We start from the raw sequence: 25,945 nt of genomic DNA, 5'->3' as shown, positions 1-25,945 counted from the left end.
ATCACAACTGCCCGTCATCCTCGGAAGGCGTGTCCACGACCACCGCCCCTTCGACATAGATTCCATCGCCGGACGGATCCGTCGCGTCGCCAGGCCATCCGCCCCCTTGGGAATCGCCCCCGCTGTCCGGCCCAAGCGCTTTGGCGGGCTGCTGCGCGACCCAGCCATCGGCGCAAAAGGTGCTGCTGGCGCCGCTGCCGCAGGCCTGCGCCGGTTGGGCCGGACCAAGGACAACCAAGGCTAGGACTGCGATGATGCGGATCATGTGATTCCCCTGCGGCATGTCCGATGATCTAGCGCGAAATCCTTCACATCCGGTTAGCGGCCGCCTGCCGCGCCAAGCAAAAAGGGCGCCCGAAGGCGCCCTTTCCGTGTCTGCCGCAGGGCAGGGGATGATTACATCATCCCGCCCATGCCGCCCATGTCGGGCATCCCGCCGGCCGCGGCCTTCGGCTCGGGCTTCTCGGCGATCATGGCTTCGGTGGTGATCAGCAGGCCCGCGACCGAGGCCGCGTCTTCCAGGGCCGTGCGAACCACCTTGGCCGGGTCGATCACGCCGAACTTGAACATGTCGCCATATTCTTCGGTCTGGGCGTTGAAGCCGAACGACTTGTCGGTGGATTCGCGGACCTTGCCGGCAACCACGGCACCGTCGACACCGGCGTTTTCGGCGATCTGGCGCATCGGGGCTTCCAGAGCGCGGCGCACGATGGCGATGCCGGCTTCCTGGTCGCTGTTCTCGGCGGTCAGGCCTTCCAGGGCCTTGCCGCCCTGAACCAGGGCCACGCCGCCGCCGACGACAACGCCTTCCTGCACGGCCGCGCGGGTCGCGTTCAGCGCGTCGTCCACACGGTCCTTGCGTTCCTTCACCTCGACCTCGGTCATGCCGCCGACGCGGATGACGGCGACGCCGCCGGCCAGCTTCGCGACACGCTCTTGCAGCTTCTCGCGATCGTAGTCCGAGGTGGTTTCCTCGATCTGCTGGCGGATTTGGGAAACGCGGGCCTCGATCTCGGACTTCTCACCGGCGCCGTCGACGATGGTGGTGTTGTCCTTGTTGATCGTGATCTTCTTGGCGCGGCCCAGCATGTCGATGCCGACATTTTCCAGCTTCATGCCCAGATCTTCGCTGATGACCTGACCGCCGGTCAGAATGGCGATGTCTTGCAGCATGGCCTTGCGGCGGTCGCCGAAGCCCGGAGCCTTCACCGCCGCGATCTTCAGACCGCCGCGCAGCTTGTTGACGACCAGGGTCGCCAGGGCCTCGCCTTCCACGTCCTCGGCCACGATGACCAGCGGCTTGCCCGACTGGATGACGGCTTCCAGCAGCGGAACCATTGGTTGCAGCGAGGACAGTTTCTTCTCGTGCAGCAGGATGTAGGCGTCTTCCAGATCCGCGATCATCTTGTCGGGATTGGTGACGAAATAGGGCGACAGATAGCCGCGGTCGAACTGCATGCCTTCGACGACTTCGACCTCGGTCTCCATCCCCTTGTTTTCTTCGACGGTGATGACACCCTCGTTGCCGACCTTCTGCATCGCGTCGGCGATGAAGCGGCCGATATTGGCTTCGCCGTTGGCCGAGATGGTGCCGACCTGGGCGACTTCGTCGCTGTCGTTCACCGGGCGCGAGGCGGCCTTGATGGCCTCGACAACCTTCGAGGTCGCCAGGTCGATGCCGCGCTTCAGATCCATCGGGTTCATGCCGGCGGCGACCGCCTTCATGCCCTCTTTCACGATGGCCTGGGCCAGCACGGTGGCGGTGGTGGTGCCGTCGCCGGCCTCGTCATTGGTGCGCGAGGCCACTTCGCGGACCATCTGGGCGCCCATGTTCTCGAACTTGTCGGCCAGCTCGATTTCCTTGGCGACCGAGACGCCGTCCTTGGTGATGCGCGGGGCGCCGAAGGACTTGTCGATCACCACGTTGCGGCCTTTCGGGCCCAGCGTGACCTTCACGGCGTCTGCCAGGATGTTGACGCCTTTCAGCATCCGGTCGCGGGCGTCCGTGTTGAACTTGACTTCTTTCGCAGCCATGTGAATCTCCTGAATTTATGGGTGAAGGATGCGGATCAGGCGATGACGCCCAGGATGTCGCTTTCCTTCATGATCAGCAGCTCCTCGCCGTCGATCGTGACTTCCGTGCCCGACCATTTGCCGAACAGCACGCGGTCGCCCGCCTTGACGCTGGGCGCGATCAGCTCGCCCGAATCCTTGCGCGCGCCCTCGCCGACGGCGATGATCTCGCCTTCCGCGGGCTTTTCCTTGGCGCTGTCGGGGATGATCAGGCCGCCCTTGGTCTTTTCGTCCGACTGGACGCGACGGACCAGGACGCGGTCGTGCAGCGGTTTGAATGCCATTGGTGAACACTCCGTGTTTCAGGTTGCAGTGTTGCGGTGTTGGCACTCACACCGGATGAGTGCCAATGACGGTGATCTAGGCCACCCGAGCGGCCCTGTCAACGCCGCCGCGACGCCAAATTCTTGGGCCGGGCGGCTGGTCAAGGCGGCGGGGCTGTGCCAGCCTTCAGGCGGCAACAGCGGGGAAGCAGCGGATGAGGGTCTTGGTGGCGGCGGTTTTTGCGCTGTGGGCGGCGGCCCCGGCATGGGCGCAGGCATCCGAATGCGTGGGCGCCAACCTGTTCGACGCAATGACCCCCGACCAGCGGGCCGAAATCGACGCGGCGGTGGCCGACATCCCCTATCATCAGGGCCTGCTGTGGCGGGCCAGCAAGGGCGATCAGGAGATGACCCTGGTCGGAACCTATCATTTCGGCGATCCGCGCCACGACGCGATGCTGGCACGGATCGAGCCGCTGCTGGCCGATGCCGCCGCCCTCTTCGTCGAGGCCGGGCCCGAGGAGGAACGCAGGCTGACCGAGGCCCTGGCCTCGGATCCCACGCTGATGGTGGATCCCGATGGCCCGACCCTGCCCGAGCGGCTGGACGACCGGGACTGGGGCCTGCTGTCGGCGGCGATGGCCGAACGGGGCACCCCCGCCGTCGTCACGTCGAAGCTGCGGCCCTGGTATGTGGCGATGATGCTGGGGATCAGCCCCTGCATGATCCGGCAGATGGCCGAAAGCGGCGCCCAGGGGCTGGACCACCGCCTTGTCGAGCGGGCCGAGGCCCTGGATCTGCCGGTTCGCGCCCTGGAACCCTGGGATACCGTCTTCACCCTGTTCGGCCACCTGACCCCGCAGCAGGAGATCGAGATGATCCGCGCCGCGCTGCCCGCCGCCGCCCATGCCGACGATTACGCGGTGACGCTGACCGATGCCTATTTCGCGGGCGATGTCTGGGCGATCTGGGAGTTCGGCCGCTTCGATGCCTATCGCAATTCGGGCCTGACGCGTGATCAGGTGGATGCGCAGATGCGGCTGGCGAAAGAGCAGTTGATGGACCGCCGGAACCAGTCCTGGATCGCCCCGCTGACCCAAGGGGCGCGCGATGCCGCCCGGCAGGGCAAGGGCATCGTCGCGGGCTTTGGCGCGCTGCATCTGCCGGGCGACCAGGGGGTCCTGCGGCTGCTGGAGAGAGACGGCTGGACCATCGAGAGGCTGGACGGATGACCGGCACCCTTCGGCCGGCGCGCGACGGTCGGGCCTTGGGATGAACTGGCGCCGTCATGCCCGGTTCCTGGCCGCCCTGGCGGTGGGGGTTGCGGCGGGTCTGGCGCTGCCGATGGCGCTGATCGACCGCACGCTGGCGGGCGGCAACCTGTTCTTTGCCGCCTATCTGGCCTTGGCGGCGCGCTTCGCCCATCGCCTGACAGGCGCCGACCTGCGCCGTCACGGGACCGAGGATGACGAGGGCGGCCATGTCATCGTGCTGCTGGCCGTGGGCGCGGTGGCGCTGTGCCTGTGGGCGGTGTTCGGCACGCTGGGGGACAGGACCGGGGCGGGCTGGCTGCGCCCGGCGATGGCCGTCGCCTCGGTCCCGCTGGGCTGGGCCACGCTGCACATGGTGATGGCGTTCCATTACGCGCGGCTGTTCTATGCCGTCGAAGCCGGGCAGCGCGCGGGGGGCCTGGATTTTCCCGGAACCAGGGATCCGGGGCCATGGGATTTCATCTATTTCAGCATGACCCTGGGCATGACGGCCCAGACATCGGACGTGGCGATCCGTGATACCCGGCTGCGCCGCGTGGTGGTGCTGCATTCGGCGCTGTCGTTCTTTTTCAACACCGTGCTTCTGGCCCTGGCGGTCAATGTCGCGCTGTCGCAGGGCTGACGGGATCAGCGCCCGCCCAGCACCGACAGGGCCTGCGCCTGGCCGCCCTTGACGAAGGTGATGCGGCTGTCGCCGATGTCGGTGATGGTGCCGCCGTTGATCTTGTCGCCCAGACGCAGGGTCAGGACGCGGCCGTTCGACAGCCGCACAAGCGCGCGGCTGGCCTTGCCCGCGCCGATGGTGCCGATGATCTGGGTGCGGTTGATCTGGATGCCGTCCTTGACCGTCGCAGCGACTCCGGCCGTGGTCGGCGTGCGCCCGTCGGGGATGGCGGCGGTGACCTCGGGTTCGTCCTCGGCCTCGGGCGGGGCATAGCGCTGCTGACGGGCGGCTGCGGCGCGCGCTTCTGCTTCGGCTTGGGCGCGGGCGCGGGCTTCGGCCTGGGCGCGGGCCTGCGCCTCGGCCTGGGCGTCCTGGGCGGCACGGGCGCGGGCGCGGGCCTCGGCCTGGGCCTGCAATTCGGCGTCCTGGCGGCGCTGTTCGGCCAAGGCAGCCTCTTGCGACTGCGCCTGGGCGGCGGCGCGCAGGTCGTCGGCGGTGGGGGCCAACGGGGCTGCGGCCACGGCGGCCGCCACTGCGGCGGCCCCGGCGCCCGCCGCACGGCGCGGCGGCAGCGCAGATGAACGAAGCGCCGTCAAAGCGACGGCGCCCGGCAGAGGAGAGCTTTCCGAAACGGCTGCGGCGACGGCCCGGTCGATGGCCCCGCCCGACAGGCTGGCGCTGCCGGGGCCGGGATCGCTGCGGACGGCAGGGCGCGCCCCGCCGGGCCGCGCATGGGGCCGGGCCGATTGCCCCAGACCCGACCGGGCACGGGGCGCATCGGCGACGGCCGCCGCGACCGCATCGCGCACCGCCTGTTGCGACGGCCCGCCGACCGCCATGGGCTTGCGGGACGGGCGGGCCTCGGCCAGCCGGATCACCGCGCCGCGTTCCGCATCGCCGAGGCCCCGCGCCCCCGCCTGGGCGGTGCGCAGGTCGCGCAGCAGGTCGGTCAAGGCGCGGCGTTCGGCCTGGCTCAGGCGAGTCGGCTGGCCATCCTCGGACCGGCTGCCTTCCTCGATCAGGCTTTGCCGCTGGGGCCGCGCGGGCGGCCTGCCGGAAGACGCGGCAGGCGGCGCAGCGCGGGCCGGGTCGGCGGCAGGGGCGGCTTCAGGCGCGCGGGCCGGGCTGCTGGCAGGCGTGACCGAGGCCGGACGTTCCGGCGGACGCGATCCGGTCAACCGCGCGGGGGTCTGCGGGCGGGCGCGTTCCGCGAAGGGCGGCGGGCTGGCGGGAACCACCGGGCGCGCATCGGCGGGCGCCGGGGCCGCCGCCCGCACCGGGGCCACGCGCGGCGGACGGGCGGAACTGGCCAGCCGCTGCGCCGGTGGCGTCACTCGCGTCGCAGGGACAGCGGTCGCCGGGGCCGTCGCTGCCGGGGCAGGCGTTGCGGCCGGAGCGGGTGCGGGCGCTTCCGTCATGGTGGCCGCGCTGATCGGCCTTTGGGTCGCGGAAGTGGCGGCGGGGGCCGCGGCCATCGCTTCGGTCAGCGCCTGGCTGAGGGCGTCGTCGCCCTGCGCGGTCGGTGTGGCAGGCTGCGGCGCGGGGGCAGGCTGCTGCGGCGTGGGCTGGGGACGAGCGGCGGAAAGTGCGGTCGCGGGATCGGCCGGAACCGGGACCGGAGCCGCCGCAACCGGGGCGGGTTCCTGTTCCACCGGCGCCGTCGGCGCGGCGACAGGGACTGCCGCGACCTCGGCCGGTTCGGCCGCAGCCTCGGCCTGGCGGGGTTCCGCGGCGGGATCGGCTGCGACAGGATCGACGGCGGGCGGAAGAACCGCCGCCTGATCCGGGGCGGGGGCCGTCGCCGCCAGCTCTGGTGCCGGATCGGCGGGCAGGTCGGGGACGGCCACAGGCTGCGTCGTTGCCACCGGCGCTTCTTCGTTCGACGGCGCGCCGAAGAAGGCCAGCACCGCGACAAGGCCCAGAACCAGGATCCCCATCAGGACCGGCAAGCGGCCCGGATCCAGGCGACGCAGGCGGGCCATCAGGGATTCGGCGGCCACGGCGTCCTGCGGCGCGGCGGGCCGGGCGCGGGCTTCTCGGGCGCGGTCGTGGACGGCCTGGGCGCGCGGAGACAGGGGGCGGGGGGCCGCGACGGGGGACTTGACCTCTTTGTGGCGGATCACGCTGGCGGCGGTGGCGGCGGCAGGTTCAGAGACAGGCCCGACAGAAGGTTTCGCTGCGGGTTGTTCCGGTTCGGGGCTGGCCTTGACCGGCGGAACCGCCACCACATGCGGCACGATGCGGCTGATGACGGCGGGCGCCTCGGCCTTGGTCCCGGCGGGTTCCGGGACGGCCACCACCGGATCGGTCACGCGCGCCTGGGTCAGGTCGGGCTGGCTGAAGGGCGGGCGGGTGACCTGATCCTCGGCCAGGCGGCTGGGGCCGAAATCGGGCTGGCCGTCGAAGCGGTCGTCCCCCGGACGCGCCACGAAGCCCGAGGGGCGGAAGCCCTGGGACCGGGCGAAATCCTCGGCCTCTTCCAGGGTCCGGCGGGCGACGGCGGCGATGCGCAGCGTCTCGATATCGCCGCTGGCCGAGGGGCACCAGTCGAAGGCCAGTTCGTCCGCCGCATAGGGAGTCATCCCCTCAAGCGCGCGGGCGATGGCCAGGGGCGTATCCGATCCAACCGGAACCGTCAGCGTGCTGTACAGGATCTGGTCGTCGGGAATGACCAGCACGGTGTCCAGCTGGCTGGGCGGCGCGCCCGCCTGGTCGCGCAGCGCGGCCAACCGGGCGGTCATCTCGCGGCCCGCGAAGGGCGCCTGGCCCAGGGGCCGCCACCCCAGGCCGTCGCGGTGTTCCAGCATGACCGCCTCGGACGTAAAGCTCATGGCGAAATCGGGCGGGGCGATATGTCTGTTCATGGTGGATCACTGCTCATGATGATCGCGTGTTCTATGGGTCCGCGATTTGGTTTGATTACCCCAGATTTAGCGGATTTCGCCGGTTGAGGAAAGCCAAACTGGCGGATCCGTGAACGCATTTGCTTTGAACTTCCCGGCAGGATCGCGGTTAGTGGGGCCAGGGAAATTTCCGCAAAGAGGACAGAGACATGACACAGTTTCCGCGCAGGCTGGCACGGGCCGCCCTGGTGGCCTCAACGGCGCTGGCGCTTGGCGCCCCGGCGATGGCCGCGCCCGGCAAGGGCGGGCATGGCACGTGCCATCCCGGCATGTCGCGCCTGACCGTGACCGGCCAGGGCGAAGCGCGCGTGGCCCCCGACCTGGCGACCATCCAGCTGGGCGTCACCACCCAGGCCGCCGGTGCCGCCGACGCGATGCGCCAGAATTCGCAGCAGCAGACGGCGGTGTTCGAGGCGCTGGCGGGCGCGGGGATCGATGCGGCGGATGTCCAGACCTCGGGTCTGAACCTGAACCCGGTGATGGATTACGGCGAAGGGCGCGCGCCCACGGTGACCGGCTATCAGGCCAGCAACATGGTGTCGGTGCGCGTCAAGGACGTGGCCCGCCTGGGCGAGGTGCTGGATGCCATCGTCGCCGCAGGCGCGAACGAGATCAACGGCATCAGCTTCATCCGCGACGACAGCAGCGCGACCGAGGACGAAGCCCGCCGCGCGGCGGTCGAGGACGCGCGCCACAAGGCCGAGGTTCTGGCCGAGGCTGCGGGCCTGACGCTTGGCCCGGTGCTGGTGCTGCGCGACACGCCGACGCCTGAAGGACCGCGTCCGATGATGATGGAGGCGCGGGCCGCCGCGGATTCCGCCAAGGTGCCGATCGCGGCGGGCGAGGTGGCGCTGTCCGCCCTGGTCGAGATGCAGTTCGCCCTGGGCGGGCAGGACTGCGGCCCGATGGGCGGCAAGGGCGGTCGTGGCCACCACAACCACGGCCTTCCCGAGGGCCACCCGCCGATGCCGGGCGATGACACGGGCGCGCCCGTGCCGGGGGATGACGCGGATGCGCCCGTGCCGGGCGACGATGCGGGCGTGCCCGTGCCGGGCGACGTGCCGCCGCCGCTGGGCACCGATACCGGCGCGCCGGAACCCGGCCAGCCGGTGGTGCCGATGGGCACGCCCCCGGCCGAAGGGCAGACCCCCGCGAATTGATCGGGCAGGGGGCTTCGGCCCCCTTTCCTATGCCACCGCGGCGGCCAGGGCCTGATCCAGGTCGGCGATCAGGTCCGCCGGATCCTCGATGCCGATGGACAGGCGCAGCAGGTCGGGGGCGGCCCCTGCGGCGCGCTGCTGATCCTCGGTCAGCTGGCGGTGGGTGGTCGATGCCGAATGGATCACCAGCGACCGCGCGTCGCCCAGGTTCGCGACATGGCTGAACAGCTTCAGCGCGCCGACCACCTTGACTGCCGCGTCATAGCCGCCCTTGACCGCAAAGGTGAACAGCGCCCCCGCGCCCTTGGGATACAGCCGCTTCGCCGTCGCGCTCCAGGGCGAGGACGCCAGCCCCGCATAGGTCACGGCCGTGACGCGCGGATCCTTTTCCAGCCATTCCGCGACCTTCTGGGCGTTTTCGACATGGCGGGCCATGCGCAGGCCCAGCGTCTCGATCCCCATCAGCGTGTAATGGGCGCCCTGCGGGTTCATCGTCATGCCCAAGTCGCGCAAGCCAATGGCGATGGAGTGAAAGGTGAAGGCCAGATTGCCGAAGGTCTCGTGGAATTTCAGGCCGTGATAGGCGGGTTCCGGGTCCGACAGGCTGGGGAACTTGCCCGAGGCCGACCAATCGAAGCTGCCGCTGTCCACCACCGCGCCGCCGGTGACCGTGCCGTTGCCGGTCATGTATTTGGTCAGGCTGTGGACGACCAGGGTGGCGCCCTGTTCGATGGGTTTGCACAGATAGGGCGTCGCCAGCGTATTGTCCACGATCAGCGGGATGCCTGCGGTCTTTGCGATGTCGGCCACCGCCGGGATGTCGGTGACATAGCCGCCGGGATTGCTGATCGATTCGCAGAAGATCGCGCGGGTGTCGCCGTCGATGGCGGCGCGCAGGGCCTCCAGATCGTCGAAATCGACGAATTTCGCCGACCAGCCGAACCGCTTGATGGTCTGGCTGAACTGCGTGACGGTCCCGCCGTACAGCCGGGTCGAGGCGATGATGTTCAGCCCCGGTCCCATCAGCGGGAACAGCGCCATGATCTGCGCCGCATGGCCCGACGAACAGCAGACCGCCCCCGCGCCTCCTTCAAGCGCCGCGATGCGGTTCTGCAAGGCGGCGACGGTTGGGTTGGTCAGGCGCGAATAGATGTATCCGACCTCTTGCAGCCCGAACAGCCGCGCGGCGTGGTCGGCGTCCTTGAAGACATAGGATGTGGTCTGATAGATCGGCACCTGCCGCGCGCCGGTCGCCGGATCGGGCTCCGTGCCCGCGTGAATCGCTGTCGTGTCAAAGCCCTGGGTCATCTGCCCCTCCTTCTGGTCGGGCAGAGCCTAGGCCGACGGGGCCAAGTCCCGCAACGGCAAAGAAATCTCTTTTGCCGGGGCGGCCCGGCCGCCACGTTCTACAACGGCCGGTTATAGCGGATGAAGGGCGTCCGCACCCCAACCCGGTCATAGAGCATCCGCCCCGCATAGTTGAATTCCTGCGTCAGCCAATAGACGCGCGGACGGCCCGCCGCATCGGCGGCGGCATAGACGCCCTGGATCAGCGCCCGGCCCACCCCACGCCCCCGCGCGCCATCGGCGGTGAACAGGTCTTGCAGATAACAGGTGCCCTCGGGGAACCACAGATGCGGGTGAAAGACGTAATGCGTCAGGCCCAGCAGCGCCCCGCCGTCATCGGCCACCAGGCAATGGAAATCGCCCGGATCCCCCGCCGTCAGCCGTGCGAAGGCCGCATCGAAGAACTCCTGCGGCAGGCCGGGCCGATCGTAGAAGCTGTGATAGGCGTCATACAGCGCCTGCCACTGGTCCTTGTCCTCGGTGCGCAGCGGCCGGACGATCATCGCTGCCTCCGCGCCATGAAGGCCAGCTTCTCGAACAGCGCCACGTCCTGTTCGTTCTTCAACAGCGCGCCATGCAGGCGGGGCAGCATGGTCTGGGGATCGCGCTTCAGATCCTCGGGCGCCAGATCCTCGGCCAGGATCAGCTTCAGCCAGTCCAGCAATTCGCTGGTCGAGGGCTTTTTCTTCAGCCCCGGCGTCTCGCGCAGATCGAAGAACTGGGTCAGCGCCTGGTCCAGCAGGGCGCGCTTCAGGCCGGGATAATGCACCTCGACGATGGCGCGCAGCGTGTCGGCATCGGGAAAGCGGATGTAGTGGAAAAAGCAGCGCCGCAGGAAGGCGTCCGGCAATTCCTTTTCGTTGTTCGAGGTGATGATGACCACCGGCCGGTGCGCGGCGCGGATCGTTTCGCCCGTCTCGTAAACGTGAAACTCCATCCGGTCGAGTTCCTGCAGCAGATCATTGGGGAACTCGATGTCGGCCTTGTCGATCTCGTCGATCAGCAGGACCACCTTCTGCGGCGCGGTGAAGGCCTGCCACAGCTTGCCCTGGCGGATGTAGTTGCCGACATCATGGACCCGCGCATCGCCCAGCTGGCTGTCGCGCAGCCGCGACACCGCGTCGTATTCAAACAACCCCTGTTGCGCCTTGGTCGTTGATTTGACGTGCCATTCGATGATCGGCAGGCCCAGGCTGTCGGCCACCTGCCGGGCCAGCTCGGTCTTGCCGGTTCCCGGTTCTCCCTTGACCAGCAGCGGACGTTCCAGCGTCACGGCGGCATTGACGGCAATCGCCAGGTCGGGCGGGGCGACATATCGGCCGGTGCCGGTGAACTGCATCAAACTCTCCTTTCAGGTGAGATACTTGAAGGAAAACAACGCATGGGATGCCCGTCCTCCGTTCATGTTCGTTTCGCCTAGTGACAAGCAGCACGTCATACTTTAAGGGGGCGCGCAAGGTGCCGGTTCGCAGTCCAGCCCGGCGCCGCCGGAGAGGATTTATGAAAGCCCAGACCTTCCTTCCCCAGGACTATCGTCCCGCCGAGGATGAGCCGTTCATGAACGACCGGCAGCTTGAATATTTCCGGCGCAAGCTGGAAGCCTGGAAGCAGGAGTTGCTGGATCAATCCGCCGAAACGCTGGAAGGCTTGCAGGACAGCGCCCGCTCGGTGCCCGACCTGGCCGACCGCGCGTCCGAGGAAACCGACCGCGCGCTGGAACTGCGCACCCGCGACCGCCAGCGCAAGCTGGTCAGCAAGATCGACGCGGCTCTGCGCCGGATCGAGACGGGCGAATACGGTTATTGCGAGATGACCGGGGAACCGATCAGCCTGAAGCGCCTGGACGCGCGGCCCATCGCCACCATGACGCTGGAAGCGCAGGAACGCCACGAACGCCGCGAACGCGTCCATCGCGACGACTGACGCGGCCATGGGCGGCGCCCTGCACGCACGACCTGTCACCATCGTCGGCGGCGGCGTCGCGGGCCTGACGGCCGCCATCGCCCTGCGCCGGCGCGGCGCCCAGGTCGACGTCCTGGAACGCGCCCCCGCCATCACCGAGGTCGGCGCGGGCCTGCAACTGTCCCCCAACGCGCTGCGCGTCATGCAGGCGCTTGGCCTGCTGCCCGCGCTTGACGCGGTGTCCCTGCCCAGCCGCGCCGTCGTCCTGCGCGAGGCTGCGGGCGCCCAGGTCGTGCGGCTGGATCTGGCCCGCCACCGGCCCGGCGCCCCCTTCCGGCTGATCCACCGCGCCCGCCTGATCGAGGTTCTGGAACAATCCGCCCGCGAACAGGGCGTGACGATCCATCTGGACCGGACGGTCGAAATCCCGCCCGAAGCGCCCCTTCTGATCGGCGCCGACGGGCTGCACAGCCGCATCCGCGCAGCGCTGAACGGGCGCGAGGTGCCGTTCTTCACCGGCCAGACCGCCTGGCGCGCCGTCATCGCCGATGATGACGACACGCCCGAGGCGCAGGTCTTCATGGGACCGGGCCGCCATCTGGTCAGCTATCCGCTGTCGGGCGGGCTGCGCAATATCGTGGCCGTTCTGGAAACCCGCGACTGGCGCGACGAAGGCTGGTCGCATCCCGACGATCCCGCCAACCTGCGCGGGGCCTTCGCCGGGTTCGGCGGTCCGGTTCCGGGCTGGCTGGCGCGGGTCGATGCCGTCCATGTCTGGGGCCTGTTCCGGCACGAGGTCGCGTCCCGCTGGCAGGACGGCCGCATGGCGATCCTGGGCGACGCCGCCCACCCGACGCTGCCCTTCATGGCGCAGGGCGCCTGCATGGCGATAGAGGATGCCTGGACGCTGGCCGCCTGTCTGGACGCGACCCCCGACCAGCCCGCAGCCCTGGCGCGATACGAATCGCTGCGCAAGCCGCGCGCGGCCCGCATCGTCGCCGCCGCGAACGACAACGCCCGCAACTATCACCTGACGGGGCCGAAACGGCTGGCCGCCCATGCCGCACTGCGCCTGGGCGGCAAACTGGCGCCGGGGGCGATCCTGTCGCGCTTCGACTGGATCTATGACTTCGATCCCGTGACGGAAATGTCCTGATCTTCTGTGCGGAAATATCCCACGGGGGTCCGGGGATGTGAAACCCCCGGCCTTGCCGCCTCAGGCGGCCTTTTCCACCGCCGCGACGATTCCGTCCACGACCTCGCGCAGAACCGCCTCGTTCTCGGCCTCGGCCATCACGCGGATCAGGGGCTCGGTGCCGGATTTGCGGATCAGCACGCGGCCCGTGCCCGCCAGCCGCGCCTCGGCGTCGGCGATGACGGCGCGCACCTCGACCGCCGACAGCGGGTCGGCGCCGGCGGCATAGCGGACGTTCTTCAGCATCTGCGGCACCGGGTCGAATTGCGCGGCAAGGGTGCTGGCGCTGTCCCCGGTCTCGGCCATGGCGGCCAGGAACTGCATCGCCGCGATCAGCCCGTCGCCGGTGGTGGCATAGTCGGTCATCACGATATGGCCGGACTGTTCGCCGCCCAGGTTGAAGCCGCCCTCTCGCATCCGTTCGACCACATAGCGATCGCCGACCTTGGTGCGTTCCAGCCGCAGGCCGCGCCCCGACAGGAAATGTTCCAGCCCCAGGTTCGACATCACGGTGGCGACCAGGGCGTCGCCCCGCAGCCGTCCCTGAGCCGCCCAGCGGGCCGCCATCAGCGCCATGATCTGGTCGCCGTCGGCCACCCGGCCCTTTTCGTCGATGATGATGACCCGGTCCGCGTCGCCGTCCAGGCTGATGCCCAGATGCGCGCCATGGGCCAGGACCGCCGCGGCGCAGGCCTCGGGGTGGGTCGAACCCACGCCCGCGTTGATGTTGCGCCCGTCGGGGTCCACCCCGATCGGGATCACCTCGGCGCCCAGTTCCCACAGCACGTCCGGGGCGGCGCGATAGGCCGCGCCGTTCGCGCAGTCGATCACGACGCGCAGCCCGTCCAGCCGTCGTCCGGCCGGAAAGGTGGTCTTGGCATATTCGACATAGCGGCCGCGCCCGTCCTCGATCCGCTTGGCGCGGCCGATATTGGCGGGCTGGGCGGGGATGATGTCGCCCGCGACGATGGCTTCGATGGCGGCCTCGGCCTCGTCCGACAGTTTGAAGCCGTCGGGGCCGAAGAACTTGATGCCGTTATCCTCGGCCGGGTTGTGGCTGGCGGAAATCATGATGCCCACATCCGCCCGCATCGACCGGGTCAGGAACCCCACGGCGGGGGTGGGCACTGGACCCAGCAGCAGCACATTCATGCCGGTGCTGGTCAGCCCGGCGGTCAGGGCGTTTTCCAGCATGTATCCCGACAGGCGCGTGTCCTTGCCGATCACCACGCGATGCGCGCTGTCGTCGCCCTCGCGCCGGAAATAGCGCCCCGCCGCCGCGCCCAGCCGCAGCGCCATCTCGGCGGTCATGGGATGGGTGTTAGCGCGCCCGCGCACGCCGTCTGTCCCGAACAAGCCTCTGCTCATCTAGTCTGCCTTTTCGTTGTTGACGGCCTGCCACAGCCGCAGTCCTTGAATCAGTCCCCGCACATCGTGGACGCGGTGGATTTGCACCCCCTGCGCCACAGCCGCCAGCGTCAGCGCAAGCGTTCCCGGCGACCGATCGGCCGGGTCGTCCGCCCCGCCGATCGTCCCGATGAACCGCTTGCGCGAGACGCCCAGCAGGATCGCGCAGCCCAAGCCATGATACAGCGAAATCCGCCGCAGGATGGCAAGATTATGCGCCTGCGTCTTGCCGAAGCCGATGCCCGGATCGACGACGATGCGCGCGCGCGGAATGCCCGCCGCCTCGGCCCGCCGGATCCGCGCCTCCAGCGCGTCATACACGTCCAGCAGCACGTCATCATAGCGCGGATCGTCCTGCATCGTCGCGGGCAGGCCCTGCGCATGCATCAGGCAGACCGGCACCCTGGCGTCGGCGACCACCTGCGCCAGCGCGGGGTCGAAATCGAAGCCCGACACGTCGTTGACCATCGCCGCGCCCGCCTTCAGCGCGGCGCGGGCAACGGCGGCCTTGCGCGTATCGACCGAGACGGGGATATGGGCCAGAGCCTGGATCGCCGGGACGATGCGGGCGGTTTCCTCGGTCGCGGGCACCTCGGCCGCGCCGGGACGGGTCGATTCGCCGCCGATGTCCAGGATGTCGGCCCCGTCCCGGATCAGATCCGCGCCGTGGCTGGCGGCGTCATACCGCCCGCCGTCCGAAAAGCTGTCGGGCGTCGCGTTGACGATGCCCATCACGCGCGGCCTGTCCAAAGGCAAGCCCGCGACGGCCGGGCGCCGCGCGGTCAGGCGGTCCAGCAGGTCGGGGGGGATGTCGTCGCTGATCCGAGGGGGCTTGCCGCGTTCCAGGATCTCGACCTGCGAAAAGCGCGTCCAGCCGCCCGCCAAGGGGTATCGGCCATGGGGCAGCGGGATGGGACGGGCATAGACGTTCATGCCGCGCCCGCGATCCGGCCCAGGGCGATGCCGTCGGGCGCGTCGGGCAGGGGCGCGTCGGATGCGATATCGACGCGGGTGGCGGACAGGCGCGCGGCCAGCCAGAAGGCGAGAGGCGCGGCCTGGGGCGCGACCGAGGGCGCCTCGACCGCCAGCCTTGCGGGCGCCCAGACCACGGGCGATTCCGCGCGGATCGCGGCGTCCAGTTCGGTGCGGGTCTCGGCGACCTCGATCCCCAGCCGGGCGCACAGGATCCAGGCCGCCTGGTCGAATCCCAGCAAGGCAATTCGCCGGGGATCCCCGCCGCCGGGCAGGGGGGGTGGCGCATCGGGGATTACGATCACCGCGCCTGGCGGCAAGGCGGCGGGCTGTCCCACGACGATCCGCACGGGCAGCACATGCCGGGCGACCGGCATCCGGCCGGCCTCGCGCGTGATGGTGATGCCAAGCGCGCCCGGCCCGCGATCCAGCTTTTCCACCGTCACGGCGATGCTGGCCGCCTGGGGATGGGCCAGAACCTCGGCCGCGATGCGTTCGGCCAGGGTTTCCACCAGATTGTAGCGCTGATCGGCAAGCGCGGTTTCGACCGCCTGGACCAGCACGTCATAGGACAGGATCCGGTCCACATGATCGTCCCCGGCATCGACCGGATCGCGCAGGTCCACCGTCAGCGAGAACCGCAGCCGCTGGGTGCGGCCGCGTTCGGACTGGAAGGCGCCGATGTCGGCTTCGACAAGGTGGTCGCGCAGGTGGATGCGGTCGGGCTGGCTCATCATGCCTGCCATTCACAGGAAAACCAGGCGGCAGGCAAGCCCGGCGTCAGTTCGACGCGACGCGCTGGCCGCCGGGGCGATAGAAGATGTGCTGTCCGATCCGCACGGTGCGCTGGAAGCGGCGCGACCAGTCGGGGCGGACGGCGGGCGTGTGGAAATAGGTGGCCCCGCCGGTCAGGACGCGCGGCGCGCCGCCAAGCGCCCGGCGGGCGATCTCGCGGGCGCGCAGATAGGCGGCCTTGTTGCCGATCGCCTTGCGGCCGCCGATGGTATAGCTGAACTGGCTGGGCTGGTTCACCACCCCGCAGACCGAGGACGGGAATTGCCGGCTTTCGACGCGATTCAGGATCACCTCGGCCACGGCGGCCTGGCCCTGGGTGCTTTCGCCGCGCGCTTCGTGATAGATCGCCTCGGCCATGCAGTTGAGGTCGCGTTCGTCGAACCGGCCCCGCGTCGCCTTGCCGGTGCTGGCCAGCAGCAGTTGGGCCTGCGGTTTGTCGTCGGCGACGGCGGTTTCGGCCTTCACAGGTTCATTGCCGGTGTATAGAACCGGCGTCGGTCGCGGGGCGGCCTGCGTCTTGGGCGCGGCGCCGAACAGGCCGGTATCGGATGCGAACAACGATCCGTTGCCCGCAATGGCGCCTGTCGCCGTGAAGGTCAGGGCAGCGGCGCACAGGCAAAACGGCGCCAGCCGCTGAAGCAGCGTTTCCATATTCATTCCTATAGCCGTGTCGAATGGACAGGGTGTTAAGATCGCCGCGGTCCCGAGCAGAAGGATGGCGCGGCGGCTGGCGAAATGATTACGGTTTTAGGAATTGGCCCCGCCACGGAACTTGTTCGTGAAACCCCTTTAAGGGCCGAAACCGGCCGTTTCCGGCAGCATCCCGCCGACCTTCAGGCGCGAAACCGGCAAGTTTCGGCAAGAAGACAACCATCGCGGGTTTGTTAAGGCGCTGTCACAACGCCGAAAAATCCGAGACGCGGCCTCGAATCGGTCAGGAAACCGTATCGCGGCGACCCGCACGCAGGGCTGCGTGGGCCGCCGCCAGGCGCGCCACCGGCACCCGGAACGGCGAACAGGACACATAGTCGAAACCCGCATCATGGCAGAAGCCGATGGATTCGGGGTTGCCGCCATGTTCCCCGCAGACCGAGATGGTGATGCCGGGATGCTGCGCGCGCGCGCGCTGCGCCCCGGTCAGCAGCAATTCCCCCACGCCGTCCTGATCCAGGCAGTGGAACGGATCCTCGGCATAGACGCCCTGACCGACATAGGTGCCCATGAACCGTCCGGCATCGTCGCGCGACAACCCATAGGTCATCTGCGTCAGGTCATTGGTGCCGAAGGACAGGAAGGCGGAATGCGCGGCGATGTCGCCCGCCCGCAGGCAGGCGCGCGGCGTTTCCACCATCACCCCCAGGCGATAGGCGAAATCGGTGCGGCGGTCGTTCCTGACCTCGGCGGCCACGGCGTCGATGCGGTTCTTGACCAGCTCGACCTCTCGCATGGCGCTGACCAGCGGGATCATGATCTCGGGCACCACCGGATCGCCCTTGCGGCTGGCGTCCACGGTGGCCTCGAAGATGGCGCGGGCCTGCATGTCATAGATTTCGGGAACGGTGATCCCCAATCGGACCCCGCGCATTCCCAGCATCGGGTTGAATTCCGACAGCGCCTCGACCCGGCGGGTCACGTCGGACAGCGGCAGGTCCATCGAATCGGCCAGTTCGCGCAAGCCTTCGCGGTCATGGGGCAGGAATTCGTGCAGCGGCGGGTCGAACAGTCGGATGGTGACGGGCAGCCCCGCCATGATCTCGAACAGGGCGGTGAAATCCTGGCGCTGCATGGGCAGGATCCGGTCCAGGGCCAGGCGCCGATCCTCGGGCTTGTCGGCAAAGATCATCTCGCGCATGGCGGGCAGGCGGTCGGCATCGAAGAACATATGCTCGGTCCGGCACAGCCCGATGCCCTGCGCATTGAAGCGCCGCGCGGTGCGGGCGTCCTCGGGCGTGTCGGCATTGGCGCGCACGCTGATGCCCCCGGCCGCGTCGGCCCAGTCCAGCAGTTGCGTGAAATTGTCGTCAAGCGCCGGCTCCAGCAGGGGAACGCGGCCCGCCAGAACCTCTCCGGTCGATCCGTCGATGGTGATCTCGTCGCCTTCCAGCAGGGTGGTGGCGCCCGCGCGCAGGGTCCGCTGCCGGGCGTCGATGCTGATCCCGGTGGCGCCGACGATGCAGGGCAGGCCCATGCCGCGCGCGATCACCGCCGCGTGGCTGGTGGTGCCGCCGCGTTCGGTCAGCACCCCGACGGAGGCGTGCATCCCGCGCACGTCTTCCGGGACCGTTTCGCGGCGGACCAGGATGCAGGCCTCGTCCCGCGCGGCGGCGGCTTGGGCGGCGGCGGCGGTGAAGACGATCCGGCCGGTCGCGGCGCCGGGGCTGGCGTTGATGCCGCGCGCGATCACCTCGCGCGGGGCGCGCGGATCGACCTGGCGGTGCAGAAGGTCGGCCAGCGCGCGGGGTTCGACGCGCATCACCGCCTCGGATTCCGGGATGATGCCGTCGCGCGCCAGGGCCACCGCGATGCGGATCCCGGCCCGAGAGCTGCGCTGCACCCGCGTGGCGTCGATGACCGAGACCTGGCCGTCGACCACCACGAATTCGATCTGCATCTCCTCGCGCAGGCGTTCGCGGGCGGCGACGCCAAAGCGGATCAGGTCGGCAAAGACCTCGGGCGCGGTATCCTCAAGCGAGGGGCCGCGTTCGTCGCGGGTCAGGAACTGGGTCTGGGCGTCGGCGCCCTGGGTGCCGCCGTGATGCTGGCGGCGGAAGCGGCCGGTGATGCGGGGGGTGCCGGTGACGGAATCGACGAACTGGATGCTGCCCGACCCGCAAAGGCCCGGCCCCAGGCCAAGCGCCATCTGCTGCACCACCAGCCCCAGCGGCGCATCGGGGGGCGCGCCCTTGGCCTGGCGCAGCAGCCGCGCGGTCGGGCCGTCCCAAGCGCGGGCCATGGACCGCAGAACCTCGGCCAGTTGGGTGGCGGGATCCTGGGGGAAATCCTCGTCGGTTTCCTCGCGATAGCTGCGCAGGGCCTCGGCCAGGGCGTCCTCGCCCTCCTGGGCGAACATGTCGGGATCCAGCCGGGCGATGTGGATGGCATAGCCCTGGACGAAGCGGCGATACAGCGTGTCCGCGTTTTCCTTGCCGATGCGTCGGGCCAGGCGGTCGTGGGTCCGGTCGTTGATGCCGACGTTCAGGATCGTGCCCGGCCCGCCCCATTCGGGCATCAGCGCCGAGGGGCGAACGCTGACCAGCCCGTCGCCTTCCGCGAACAGCTCGGACAGCGCGCCCAGATCGACGCGCTTGCCGGTGGCGATGGATTGCACGGATTCCGAGGGGATGGCGAAGCTGCGCGGCACCGGCAGGTGCATCCTGACAAGCCGTTGCAGGCATTTCGCCCGCCAGCCATGACAGGCGCGTTCGACCCCGGCCGAGGGGGTGATTTCCGTCACATCGGGAAGGTTGCGCGGGTCCATGTCGCGCGCAAGATAGGCGTTGGGCAGCCGATGCCGCAAGCGCGAAAAAGGGGGCCGCGGCCCCCTTCGTCCTGTCTTATTCGACGATCGTGACCTTGGCCATGTAATCGGGGCTTTCGACCGCGCCGTTGGCGTTCGCATCGCCCTTCTTGACCTGGTTCAGCACGTCCCAGCCGTCGATCAGCTGGCCGACGACCGTGTATTGCCCGTCCAGGAAGGTCGCGGGCGCCAGGTCGATGAAGAACTGGCTGTTGGCGCTGTTCGGATCCTGGGCGCGGGCCATGCCGACGGTGCCCGCCTGGAACGAGACATCGTTGAACTCGGCTTCCAGATCCGGCAGGTCGGATCCGCCCATGCCCGCCATGCTGACGCTGGCGCCGCCCTGCTTGCCATGTTCGACGTCGCCGGTCTGGGCCATGAAGCCGTCGATGACGCGGTGGAACACCACGCCGTCATAGGCCCCGGCCTTGGCCAGTTCCACCAGCCGGGCGACATGGTTCGGCGCCTTGTCGGCCAGCAGATCCAGCGTGATGGTGCCCTTGGGCGTACCATCGGCGGCGGCGACCTCGATCACCATGTTCGGGCCGGGGCCGTCCTCATGGGCGGGGGCCTGGGCATGGGCCGCCGATGCGGCCAGCACCAGTGCGGGGATCAGCAGCTTACGCATCGGCCGCCACCTTGACGCTGATCATGCGGTCCGGGTTCGCAGGCGGTTCGCCCCGCGCGATCTTGTCCACATGCTCCATCCCCGAAATCACCCGGCCATAGACGGTGTACTGGCCGTTCAGGAAATGGTTGTCCTTGAAGTTGATGAAGAACTGGCTGTTGGCGCTGTTGGGGTTCTGCGACCGCGCCGCGCCCAGGGTGCCGCGATCATGCGGCAGCTTGGAAAATTCCGCCGGAAGGTCGGGCAGGTCGGAACCGCCGGTGCCGGACCGGCCGGGGTTGTAGTTGTTTTCCATGTTGGCGTGCTGCACGTCGCCGGTCTGGGCCATGAAGCCCTCGATCACGCGGTGGAAGGCCACGTTGTCGTATTTCCCGGCGCGGGCCAGTTCCTTCATGCGTTCGGCATGTTTCGGGGCCACATCGCTCAGCAGTTCGATGACGACGGGACCGTCCTTCAACTGGATGATGATGGTGTTTTCGGGATCCTTGATCTCGGCCATGCGGCCCTCCTTTGCCACGTTCGGTCCTTGGTCTAGGGCTTTGCCGCCCCAAGGGCAACGCGCAAACCCGTTCACGGCGGGATCATACTTACGCGAGAGTTGACGCCGGGACGCCCATGCGGGACAAGCCATCCAAGCCCAAATGCCCGAAAGGACGACACGATGGCCGACTTCAAGACGATTGACGATCTGGACATGGACGGCAAGGTCGTCCTGACCCGCGTGGATGTGAACGTGCCGGTTGAAGACGGCCGCGTGACCGACGCGACGCGGATCGAAAAGATCGTGCCGACGGTCAAGGACATCCAGGCGCGCGGCGGCATCCCGGTGCTGCTGGCCCATTTCGATCGCCCCAAGGGCAAGCGGGTCGAGTCGATGAGCCTGAAGCAGATCGTCCCCGCGCTGGAGGCCGCCTTGGGCCAGCCGGTCGCCTTCGCCGACGACTGCATCGGCGGCCCGGCCAAGCGCGTGGTGGCCGACCTGAAGCCCGGCGATGTGGCGCTGCTGGAAAACACCCGCTTTCACGAGGGCGAGGAAGCCAACGACCCGACTTTCGCCGCATCCATCGCGGCGCTTGGCAAGGTTTATATCAACGACGCCTTTTCCGCCGCGCATCGCGCCCATGCCTCGACCGAGGGTTTGGCGCGGCTTCTGCCCTCGGGCGCGGGACGGCTGATGGAGGCCGAGCTGAAGGCGCTGGATGCGGCGCTTGGCAATCCGCTTCGTCCGGTGATGGCGGTGGTGGGCGGGGCCAAGGTCTCGACCAAGCTGGATCTGCTGATGAACCTGGTCGACAAGGTGGACCATCTGGTGATCGGCGGCGGCATGGCCAACACCTTCCTTGTCGCCAAGGGGGTCGAGGTCGGCAAGTCGCTGGCCGAACGCGACATGGCCGACACTGCGCGCCAAATCCTGGACAAGGCCGACCAGGGCGGCTGCGTGATCCATCTGCCGCTGGACATCGTGGTGGCGCGCGAATTCAAGGCGGGCGCGGAATCCCAGGTGCTGCCGGTCGATCAATGCCCGGTCGACGCGATGATCCTGGACGCCGGTCCCGCCACGGTCGACGCGCTGCGGGACGCGATGGCCAAATGCAAGACGCTGATCTGGAACGGACCCCTCGGCGCTTTCGAGATCGAGCCGTTCGACCGCGCCACCAATGCGGCGGCGCAGGCGGCCGCATCGCTGACCCGCGACGGCAAGCTGATTTCCGTGGCCGGAGGCGGGGATACCGTTGCCGCGCTGAACAAGGCGGGCGTCGCGGGGGACTTCACCTTCATCTCGACCGCCGGAGGCGCTTTCCTGGAATGGATGGAGGGCAAGGAACTGCCCGGTGTCGCGGCACTGAAGGACGCGAAGCACTGATCCGACAAGCCGCCCTGCCTGGCGCCGGGCCGCGCGGCCCCGGCGTCAGGCGGTTCGCTGGCTGTGCGCCATCGCATCCTGGGTGGGGCCTTCCGCTGGGACCGGGACCGGGTCTGCCACGGGCTTCCGCTGGGGCATGGCGGGCGCGGCCTGCTCTGCCTCGGCGACCGACGGCGGATCGGCCGGCTGGGTGCCGCGCGCGGCCTCGGCATAGGTTTTCAGCTTTTCCATCCATGCCCGGAATTCCAGCGGCGGCGTGATGCGTTCGATGACATCCTCGAACAGCGAGACGGGCGCCACCTTGGGGATCAGCGACACGGCGGCGGTGGATGTCGGCGTGACGGGCGTAACGTGAACGACGGAGATGCTGGTCTGCATGACGCCTCCGGGTTGATGTGAAACAATGCCTTCATCATTTCTTAACCCAGCTTGCGCCCGGCACCAAATTCCAACTTCCTAAGGTTTTACCGATCCCGCCCAGCCCATGAAAAAGGCGCCCCCAGGGCGCCCTTCGTTCCGCATGGCAGGCCTGTCAGCCCCTCAGCCCGGTCTGCTTCAACAGCCCCTTGCGCTTGGCTTCATAGTAATAGCCGCGCGAATACCACATCACCGTCTTGTCCGGGTTGCCGTCCGCCACCATCCAGGCGCCGCGCAGATATTTGACGCCATAGCGCAGGTTGGTGTCCGCATCAAGCAGGCTGGCGGGGGAACCGCGATGGCCCATGGTGCGGGCGGTCTGCGGATTGATCTGCATCAGCCCATAGTAAGGACCGTTGCGCGCGCCGGGCCGGTGCTGCGATTCGCGCAGGATGATCCGCTGCACCATCGCCGAGGGAACCTCGTAATGGCGCGACCAGTAATTGATACGCGACCGCAGTTCCGGCGTTTCGTTGGGGTAAAGTCCGTTGCGGCCCAGCCCGTCCGGCATCCGCTGCCCGCCGCCGCAGGCCGCCAGGGCCAGCACCGCCAGGATCAGCCCTCGACGCCCCATCTTCTGTGCGGAAATATCCCGAGGGGTGAGACGCGTCAGCGTCGAGGGGGGCAGCGCCCCCCTTTCCAGGTCAGACATGGATCGCCCCGTCGCCGCAGGCAAGCGCCGCTTCCCGCACCGCTTCCGAGGTGGTCGGATGCGCGTGGCAGGTCAGCGCCAGATCCTGGGCGGCGGCGCCGAATTCCATCGCCACGCAGACCTCGTGGATCATCTCTCCGGCATTCGGGCCGATGATGTGGCAACCCAGGATCCGGTCGGTTTGCGCATCCGCGATCAGCTTGACGAAGCCGTCCGCCTGCATCATCGCCTTGGCCCGTGCGTTGCCCATGAAGGGGAACTTGCCGACCTTGATCTTGCGCCCGTCCGCCTTGGCCGATTCCTCGGTCAGGCCGACGCTGGCGACTTCGGGGGTGGTGTAGATCACGCCGGGGATCACGGCATAGTTCACATGACCATGCTTGCCCGCGATGACCTCGGCCACCGCCATGCCCTCGTCCTCGGCCTTGTGGGCCAGCATCGGGCCAGGCACTGCGTCGCCGATCGCATAGATGCCCTTCACGCTGGTCTGCCAATGGTCGTCGATCTTGACGAAGCCGCGATCGGTCAGCGCCACGCCCAAGGCGTCCAGACCCAGCCCTTCGACATAGGGACGGCGGCCGGTCGCGACCAGAACCACCTCGGCGTCAAGGCTGTGCTGGCTGTCGTCCTTGCGCAGGGTATAGGCGACCTTGGCCCCGCCCTGGGCCTCCTCGACCCCCGACACGGCGGCGCCCAGGACGAACTTCAGGCCCTGCTTGCTCAGGATCTTCTGGAACTGCTTCTGCACCTCGCCGTCCATGCCCGGCGTGATCGCGTCCAGGTATTCGACCACCGTCACCTCGGCGCCCAGACGCGCATAGACCGAGCCAAGCTCCAGCCCGATCACGCCCGCGCCGATCACTACCATGGATTTCGGGATCTTCGGCAGCGCCAGCGCGCCGGTGGAATCGACCACCACGCCCGCGTCATTGTCCACCGTAACGCCCTTCAGCGCGGACGGCACCGAGCCGCTGGCGATGACGATGTTCTTCGTCTCATGGGTCGTGTCGCCGACCTTGACCTTGCCTGCGGCCTCGATCACCGCCCAGCCTTTCAGCCAGTCGATCTTGTTCTTCTTGAACAGGAATTCGATGCCCTTGGTGTTGCCCGCGACGGTTTCCGCCTTGTAGCCCAGCATCTTCTGCCAATCGACGGTGACATGGGCGCCCATCAGGCCCATCTTCTCGAAATTCTCGTGCGTCTCGTGCAACAGGTGGCTGGCGTGCAGCAGCGCCTTGGAGGGGATGCAGCCGACGTTCAGGCAGGTGCCGCCCAGCGTCTCGCGGCCCTCGACGACGGCCACTTTCAGGCCCAGTTGCGCCGCGCGGATGGCGCAGACATAGCCGCCCGGCCCGGCGCCGATCACGATCAGATCATAGGTGGACATGGCTTGCTCCTTCTTGTCCCTCGCGCCCCTGGGGCGTTGTCGATGCCGCGCGGTCAGATCAGCGCGGCGATTATCATCACCATCGTCGCCGCGAAACCCACCCCCCAGATCACCGACCGCCAGGGCATCCAGCCCAGGATATAGGCCGGGACATAGAGGATCCGCGCCAGCAGATAAATCCACGCGCAGGCCGCCGTCAGGCCGCTGGCCTGCCCGCCCAGCGTCACCACGACGACCGCCAGCGTGAACAGGACCAGCCCTTCAAAGTGGTTCGCCAACGCGCGTTGCAGGCGGCCCGCGGTGCCGGTCAGCTTCGGCGTCTCGTCGCGCGGACCCATCGCCACCTTCGGGCCGACCTGCATGTTCGCCGCGACCGAAAAGGCGGCAAACTGGACGGCCTGCAACAGGCCCGCCAGGGCCAGAACGGTCAGTTCGGTGGTCATCACGCGGTTTCGACGAAATGGAAATCGGCCGCGCTGACGCCTGCCTGCGCATTGAAGGTCGCGGCGGCCCCCGACAGATAGGCCCGCGCCGCCTTGGCGTCGTTCACCTGATACAGCGCCCAGGCGTTCCCGTTGTCCTCTCGCCACAATTGCAGCAGCGACAGGCCGTTGTTGCCACGATCCTCGGCATCCGCATCGAAGGCGGTGCGGAAGGCGGCATAGTCGGCGACGGCGTAATGGGCGATCAGTTGCATGGCCTATCTCCTTCGGGAAAGGGCACTGCCATGCGGCAGTGCCCTGTGGCTTACAGATCCATCAGCAGGCGGCGGGGATCTTCCAGCGCCTCTTTCACCCGGACCAGGAAGGTCACGGCGCCCTTGCCGTCGACGATCCGGTGGTCATAGGACAGCGCCAGATACATCATCGGGCGGATGACGATCTGCCCGCCGACCACGACCGGGCGGTCCTGGATCTTGTGCATTCCCAGGATCCCCGACTGCGGCGGGTTCAGGATGGGCGAGGACATCAAGGATCCATAGACCCCGCCGTTGGAAATCGTGAAGGTGCCGCCCTGCATTTCCTGCATGGTCAGCTTGCCGTCGCGGCCCTTGGCGCCCAGTTCGGCGATTTCCTTCTCGATCTGGGCAAAGCCCTTCTGGTCGGCGTCGCGGACGACCGGCACGACCAGACCCGAGGGCGTGCCCACGGCAACGCCCATGTTGACGAAGTTCTTGTAGACCACGTCGGTGCCGTCGATCTCGGCATTGACCTCGGGGACTTCCTTCAGGGCGTGGCAGCAGGCCTTCACGAAGAAGGACATGAAGCCCAGCTTGACCTTGTGCTTCTTCTCGAAGGCGTCCTTGTATTCGTTGCGAAGCTGCATGATGCCGCTCATGTCGGCCTCATTATAGGTGGTCAGCATCGCGGCGGTGTTCTGCGCGTCCTTCAGACGCCGGGCGATGGTCTGGCGCAGGCGGGTCATCTTGACGCGTTCCTCGCGCGCGGCATCCTCGGCCGGGCGGGTGATGAAGGAAGACGTCGCCAAGGCCGCTGCGGCGCCGAAAGCCGCCTCCCCCGCCCCGGCG

General features: G+C 68.5%; 26 protein-coding genes. 6 read left to right on the top strand and 20 right to left on the bottom strand.

The window, feature by feature from the left end:
- Nucleotide 1: 1 nt before the first annotated feature.
- From PARHAE_RS17500 to groES, 3 genes are all read right to left on the bottom strand, one after another.
- Nucleotides 2-265: a hypothetical protein gene (locus PARHAE_RS17500; RefSeq protein WP_126155844.1), complete on the bottom strand. Its 264-nt coding sequence runs from the start codon at nucleotides 263-265 to the stop codon at nucleotides 2-4.
- Between the two features lie 131 nt (nucleotides 266-396).
- Nucleotides 397-2,034, bottom strand: coding sequence for a chaperonin GroEL (gene groL, locus PARHAE_RS17495; RefSeq protein ID WP_126155843.1), 1,638 nt, complete (start codon nucleotides 2,032-2,034; stop codon nucleotides 397-399).
- 35 nt (nucleotides 2,035-2,069) lie between these two features.
- Complete coding sequence (gene groES, locus PARHAE_RS17490; protein ID WP_126155842.1) at nucleotides 2,070-2,357, bottom strand: co-chaperone GroES; 288 nt, start codon at nucleotides 2,355-2,357, stop codon at nucleotides 2,070-2,072.
- 194 nt (nucleotides 2,358-2,551) lie between these two features.
- Here groES and PARHAE_RS17485 point away from each other — a divergent pair, with 194 nt between their 5' ends.
- Entirely contained in the window at nucleotides 2,552-3,568 is a 1,017-nt protein-coding gene (locus PARHAE_RS17485; RefSeq protein ID WP_126155841.1) for a TraB/GumN family protein, read from the top strand.
- A 40-nt stretch (nucleotides 3,569-3,608) separates the two neighbouring features.
- Entirely contained in the window at nucleotides 3,609-4,229 is a 621-nt protein-coding gene (locus PARHAE_RS17480) for a DUF1345 domain-containing protein (RefSeq protein ID WP_126155840.1), read from the top strand.
- Between the two features lie 5 nt (nucleotides 4,230-4,234).
- Here PARHAE_RS17480 and PARHAE_RS17475 read toward each other — a convergent pair whose 3' ends face one another.
- The gene (locus PARHAE_RS17475) at nucleotides 4,235-7,135 is read right to left on the bottom strand and encodes a hypothetical protein (RefSeq protein WP_126155839.1); all 2,901 of its coding nucleotides are present in this window, start codon (nucleotides 7,133-7,135) and stop codon (nucleotides 4,235-4,237) included.
- 188 nt (nucleotides 7,136-7,323) lie between these two features.
- Between PARHAE_RS17475 and PARHAE_RS17470 the strand changes: the two genes are divergently transcribed.
- A complete protein-coding gene (locus PARHAE_RS17470; RefSeq protein ID WP_126155838.1) occupies nucleotides 7,324-8,334 on the top strand; it encodes an SIMPL domain-containing protein in 1,011 nt (336 codons plus the stop codon).
- A gap of 27 nt (nucleotides 8,335-8,361) precedes the next feature.
- Here PARHAE_RS17470 and PARHAE_RS17465 read toward each other — a convergent pair whose 3' ends face one another.
- From PARHAE_RS17465 to PARHAE_RS17455, 3 genes are all read right to left on the bottom strand, one after another.
- Nucleotides 8,362-9,642, bottom strand: a complete 1,281-nt coding sequence (locus PARHAE_RS17465) for an O-acetylhomoserine aminocarboxypropyltransferase/cysteine synthase family protein (protein ID WP_126155837.1) — start codon at nucleotides 9,640-9,642, stop codon at nucleotides 8,362-8,364.
- Nucleotides 9,643-9,740: 98 nt separating this feature from the next.
- Nucleotides 9,741-10,184, bottom strand: coding sequence for a GNAT family N-acetyltransferase (locus PARHAE_RS17460; protein WP_164555307.1), 444 nt, complete (start codon nucleotides 10,182-10,184; stop codon nucleotides 9,741-9,743).
- Nucleotides 10,181-11,020 carry an AAA family ATPase gene (locus tag PARHAE_RS17455; protein ID WP_126155836.1) on the bottom strand — a complete coding sequence of 280 codons (840 nt, stop codon included), beginning with the start codon at nucleotides 11,018-11,020 and terminating at the stop codon, nucleotides 10,181-10,183. The genes PARHAE_RS17460 and PARHAE_RS17455 overlap by 4 nt, the downstream gene beginning before the upstream one ends.
- A 161-nt stretch (nucleotides 11,021-11,181) precedes the next feature.
- Between PARHAE_RS17455 and dksA the strand changes: the two genes are divergently transcribed.
- A complete protein-coding gene (gene dksA, locus PARHAE_RS17450; protein WP_126155835.1) occupies nucleotides 11,182-11,604 on the top strand; it encodes an RNA polymerase-binding protein DksA in 423 nt (140 codons plus the stop codon).
- Between the two features lie 7 nt (nucleotides 11,605-11,611).
- On the top strand, nucleotides 11,612-12,739 hold the full coding sequence (locus PARHAE_RS17445; RefSeq protein ID WP_126155834.1) for an FAD-dependent monooxygenase: 1,128 nt from the start codon (nucleotides 11,612-11,614) through the stop codon (nucleotides 12,737-12,739).
- Between the two features lie 60 nt (nucleotides 12,740-12,799).
- Here the strand turns inward: PARHAE_RS17445 and glmM are convergent, their stop codons facing one another.
- The 7 genes from glmM to PARHAE_RS17410 all read right to left on the bottom strand — a co-directional run bounded on the left by glmM (nucleotide 12,800) and on the right by PARHAE_RS17410 (nucleotide 20,596).
- On the bottom strand, nucleotides 12,800-14,146 hold the full coding sequence (gene glmM / locus PARHAE_RS17440) for a phosphoglucosamine mutase (RefSeq protein ID WP_126155833.1): 1,347 nt from the start codon (nucleotides 14,144-14,146) through the stop codon (nucleotides 12,800-12,802).
- The gene (folP, locus tag PARHAE_RS17435) at nucleotides 14,147-15,118 is read right to left on the bottom strand and encodes a dihydropteroate synthase (RefSeq protein ID WP_126155832.1); all 972 of its coding nucleotides are present in this window, start codon (nucleotides 15,116-15,118) and stop codon (nucleotides 14,147-14,149) included. It abuts the gene before it with no gap.
- Entirely contained in the window at nucleotides 15,115-15,891 is a 777-nt protein-coding gene (locus PARHAE_RS17430; RefSeq protein ID WP_164555306.1) for a dihydroneopterin aldolase, read from the bottom strand. Before PARHAE_RS17430 ends, folP begins: the two co-directional genes overlap by 4 nt.
- A gap of 46 nt (nucleotides 15,892-15,937) precedes the next feature.
- Nucleotides 15,938-16,603 (bottom strand): cell wall hydrolase, encoded by a 666-nt coding sequence (locus tag PARHAE_RS17425; protein ID WP_241232868.1) that lies wholly within the window; start codon nucleotides 16,601-16,603, stop codon nucleotides 15,938-15,940.
- Between the two features lie 283 nt (nucleotides 16,604-16,886).
- Nucleotides 16,887-19,430, bottom strand: a complete 2,544-nt coding sequence (locus PARHAE_RS17420; protein ID WP_126155868.1) for a putative PEP-binding protein — start codon at nucleotides 19,428-19,430, stop codon at nucleotides 16,887-16,889.
- 76 nt (nucleotides 19,431-19,506) lie between these two features.
- A complete protein-coding gene (locus PARHAE_RS17415; RefSeq protein ID WP_126155829.1) occupies nucleotides 19,507-20,097 on the bottom strand; it encodes a peptidylprolyl isomerase in 591 nt (196 codons plus the stop codon).
- Nucleotides 20,090-20,596 carry a peptidylprolyl isomerase gene (locus PARHAE_RS17410; RefSeq protein WP_126155828.1) on the bottom strand — a complete coding sequence of 169 codons (507 nt, stop codon included), beginning with the start codon at nucleotides 20,594-20,596 and terminating at the stop codon, nucleotides 20,090-20,092. Before PARHAE_RS17410 ends, PARHAE_RS17415 begins: the two co-directional genes overlap by 8 nt.
- Before the next feature lie 162 nt (nucleotides 20,597-20,758).
- Between PARHAE_RS17410 and PARHAE_RS17405 the strand changes: the two genes are divergently transcribed.
- The gene (locus PARHAE_RS17405; RefSeq protein WP_126155827.1) at nucleotides 20,759-21,961 is read left to right on the top strand and encodes a phosphoglycerate kinase; all 1,203 of its coding nucleotides are present in this window, start codon (nucleotides 20,759-20,761) and stop codon (nucleotides 21,959-21,961) included.
- Between the two features lie 45 nt (nucleotides 21,962-22,006).
- Here PARHAE_RS17405 and PARHAE_RS17400 read toward each other — a convergent pair whose 3' ends face one another.
- From PARHAE_RS17400 to odhB, 6 genes are all read right to left on the bottom strand, one after another.
- Nucleotides 22,007-22,339 carry a hypothetical protein gene (locus PARHAE_RS17400; RefSeq protein ID WP_126155826.1) on the bottom strand — a complete coding sequence of 111 codons (333 nt, stop codon included), beginning with the start codon at nucleotides 22,337-22,339 and terminating at the stop codon, nucleotides 22,007-22,009.
- Nucleotides 22,340-22,493: 154 nt separating this feature from the next.
- Entirely contained in the window at nucleotides 22,494-22,952 is a 459-nt protein-coding gene (locus tag PARHAE_RS17395) for a lytic transglycosylase domain-containing protein (protein ID WP_126155867.1), read from the bottom strand.
- A gap of 70 nt (nucleotides 22,953-23,022) precedes the next feature.
- Nucleotides 23,023-24,417, bottom strand: a complete 1,395-nt coding sequence (gene lpdA / locus PARHAE_RS17390; protein WP_126155825.1) for a dihydrolipoyl dehydrogenase — start codon at nucleotides 24,415-24,417, stop codon at nucleotides 23,023-23,025.
- Nucleotides 24,418-24,470: 53 nt separating this feature from the next.
- A complete protein-coding gene (locus PARHAE_RS17385) occupies nucleotides 24,471-24,860 on the bottom strand; it encodes an MAPEG family protein (protein WP_126155824.1) in 390 nt (129 codons plus the stop codon).
- The gene (locus PARHAE_RS17380) at nucleotides 24,860-25,114 is read right to left on the bottom strand and encodes a hypothetical protein (protein ID WP_126155823.1); all 255 of its coding nucleotides are present in this window, start codon (nucleotides 25,112-25,114) and stop codon (nucleotides 24,860-24,862) included. The genes PARHAE_RS17385 and PARHAE_RS17380 overlap by 1 nt, the downstream gene beginning before the upstream one ends.
- A 50-nt stretch (nucleotides 25,115-25,164) precedes the next feature.
- On the bottom strand, nucleotides 25,165-25,945 hold a 781-nt coding region (odhB, locus tag PARHAE_RS17375), incomplete at its 5' end, for a 2-oxoglutarate dehydrogenase complex dihydrolipoyllysine-residue succinyltransferase (protein WP_241232867.1).

The organism is Paracoccus haematequi, assembly GCF_900631945.1.
Classification (GTDB): Bacteria; Pseudomonadota; Alphaproteobacteria; order Rhodobacterales; family Rhodobacteraceae; genus Paracoccus; species Paracoccus haematequi_A.
This window is presented reverse-complemented; position numbering and strand designations above follow the sequence as displayed.

Excerpts from the sequence above, each read along its gene's own strand:
- PARHAE_RS17500 (WP_126155844.1), bottom strand. The coding sequence starts at position 265 with ATGATCCGCATCATCGCAGTCCTAGCCTTGGTTGTCCTTGGTCCGGCC.
- groL (WP_126155843.1), bottom strand. The coding sequence starts at position 2,034 with ATGGCTGCGAAAGAAGTCAAGTTCAACACGGACGCCCGCGACCGGATG.
- groES (WP_126155842.1), bottom strand. The coding sequence starts at position 2,357 with ATGGCATTCAAACCGCTGCACGACCGCGTCCTGGTCCGTCGCGTCCAG.
- PARHAE_RS17485 (WP_126155841.1), top strand. The coding sequence starts at position 2,552 with ATGAGGGTCTTGGTGGCGGCGGTTTTTGCGCTGTGGGCGGCGGCCCCG.
- PARHAE_RS17480 (WP_126155840.1), top strand. The coding sequence starts at position 3,609 with ATGAACTGGCGCCGTCATGCCCGGTTCCTGGCCGCCCTGGCGGTGGGG.
- PARHAE_RS17475 (WP_126155839.1), bottom strand. The coding sequence starts at position 7,135 with ATGAACAGACATATCGCCCCGCCCGATTTCGCCATGAGCTTTACGTCC.
- PARHAE_RS17470 (WP_126155838.1), top strand. The coding sequence starts at position 7,324 with ATGACACAGTTTCCGCGCAGGCTGGCACGGGCCGCCCTGGTGGCCTCA.
- PARHAE_RS17465 (WP_126155837.1), bottom strand. The coding sequence starts at position 9,642 with ATGACCCAGGGCTTTGACACGACAGCGATTCACGCGGGCACGGAGCCC.
- PARHAE_RS17460 (WP_164555307.1), bottom strand. The coding sequence starts at position 10,184 with ATGATCGTCCGGCCGCTGCGCACCGAGGACAAGGACCAGTGGCAGGCG.
- PARHAE_RS17455 (WP_126155836.1), bottom strand. The coding sequence starts at position 11,020 with ATGCAGTTCACCGGCACCGGCCGATATGTCGCCCCGCCCGACCTGGCG.
- dksA (WP_126155835.1), top strand. The coding sequence starts at position 11,182 with ATGAAAGCCCAGACCTTCCTTCCCCAGGACTATCGTCCCGCCGAGGAT.
- PARHAE_RS17445 (WP_126155834.1), top strand. The coding sequence starts at position 11,612 with ATGGGCGGCGCCCTGCACGCACGACCTGTCACCATCGTCGGCGGCGGC.
- glmM (WP_126155833.1), bottom strand. The coding sequence starts at position 14,146 with ATGAGCAGAGGCTTGTTCGGGACAGACGGCGTGCGCGGGCGCGCTAAC.
- folP (WP_126155832.1), bottom strand. The coding sequence starts at position 15,118 with ATGAACGTCTATGCCCGTCCCATCCCGCTGCCCCATGGCCGATACCCC.
- PARHAE_RS17430 (WP_164555306.1), bottom strand. The coding sequence starts at position 15,891 with ATGAGCCAGCCCGACCGCATCCACCTGCGCGACCACCTTGTCGAAGCC.
- PARHAE_RS17425 (WP_241232868.1), bottom strand. The coding sequence starts at position 16,603 with ATGGAAACGCTGCTTCAGCGGCTGGCGCCGTTTTGCCTGTGCGCCGCT.
- PARHAE_RS17420 (WP_126155868.1), bottom strand. The coding sequence starts at position 19,430 with ATGGACCCGCGCAACCTTCCCGATGTGACGGAAATCACCCCCTCGGCC.
- PARHAE_RS17415 (WP_126155829.1), bottom strand. The coding sequence starts at position 20,097 with ATGCGTAAGCTGCTGATCCCCGCACTGGTGCTGGCCGCATCGGCGGCC.
- PARHAE_RS17410 (WP_126155828.1), bottom strand. The coding sequence starts at position 20,596 with ATGGCCGAGATCAAGGATCCCGAAAACACCATCATCATCCAGTTGAAG.
- PARHAE_RS17405 (WP_126155827.1), top strand. The coding sequence starts at position 20,759 with ATGGCCGACTTCAAGACGATTGACGATCTGGACATGGACGGCAAGGTC.
- PARHAE_RS17400 (WP_126155826.1), bottom strand. The coding sequence starts at position 22,339 with ATGCAGACCAGCATCTCCGTCGTTCACGTTACGCCCGTCACGCCGACA.
- PARHAE_RS17395 (WP_126155867.1), bottom strand. The coding sequence starts at position 22,952 with ATGGGGCGTCGAGGGCTGATCCTGGCGGTGCTGGCCCTGGCGGCCTGC.
- lpdA (WP_126155825.1), bottom strand. The coding sequence starts at position 24,417 with ATGTCCACCTATGATCTGATCGTGATCGGCGCCGGGCCGGGCGGCTAT.
- PARHAE_RS17385 (WP_126155824.1), bottom strand. The coding sequence starts at position 24,860 with ATGACCACCGAACTGACCGTTCTGGCCCTGGCGGGCCTGTTGCAGGCC.
- PARHAE_RS17380 (WP_126155823.1), bottom strand. The coding sequence starts at position 25,114 with ATGCAACTGATCGCCCATTACGCCGTCGCCGACTATGCCGCCTTCCGC.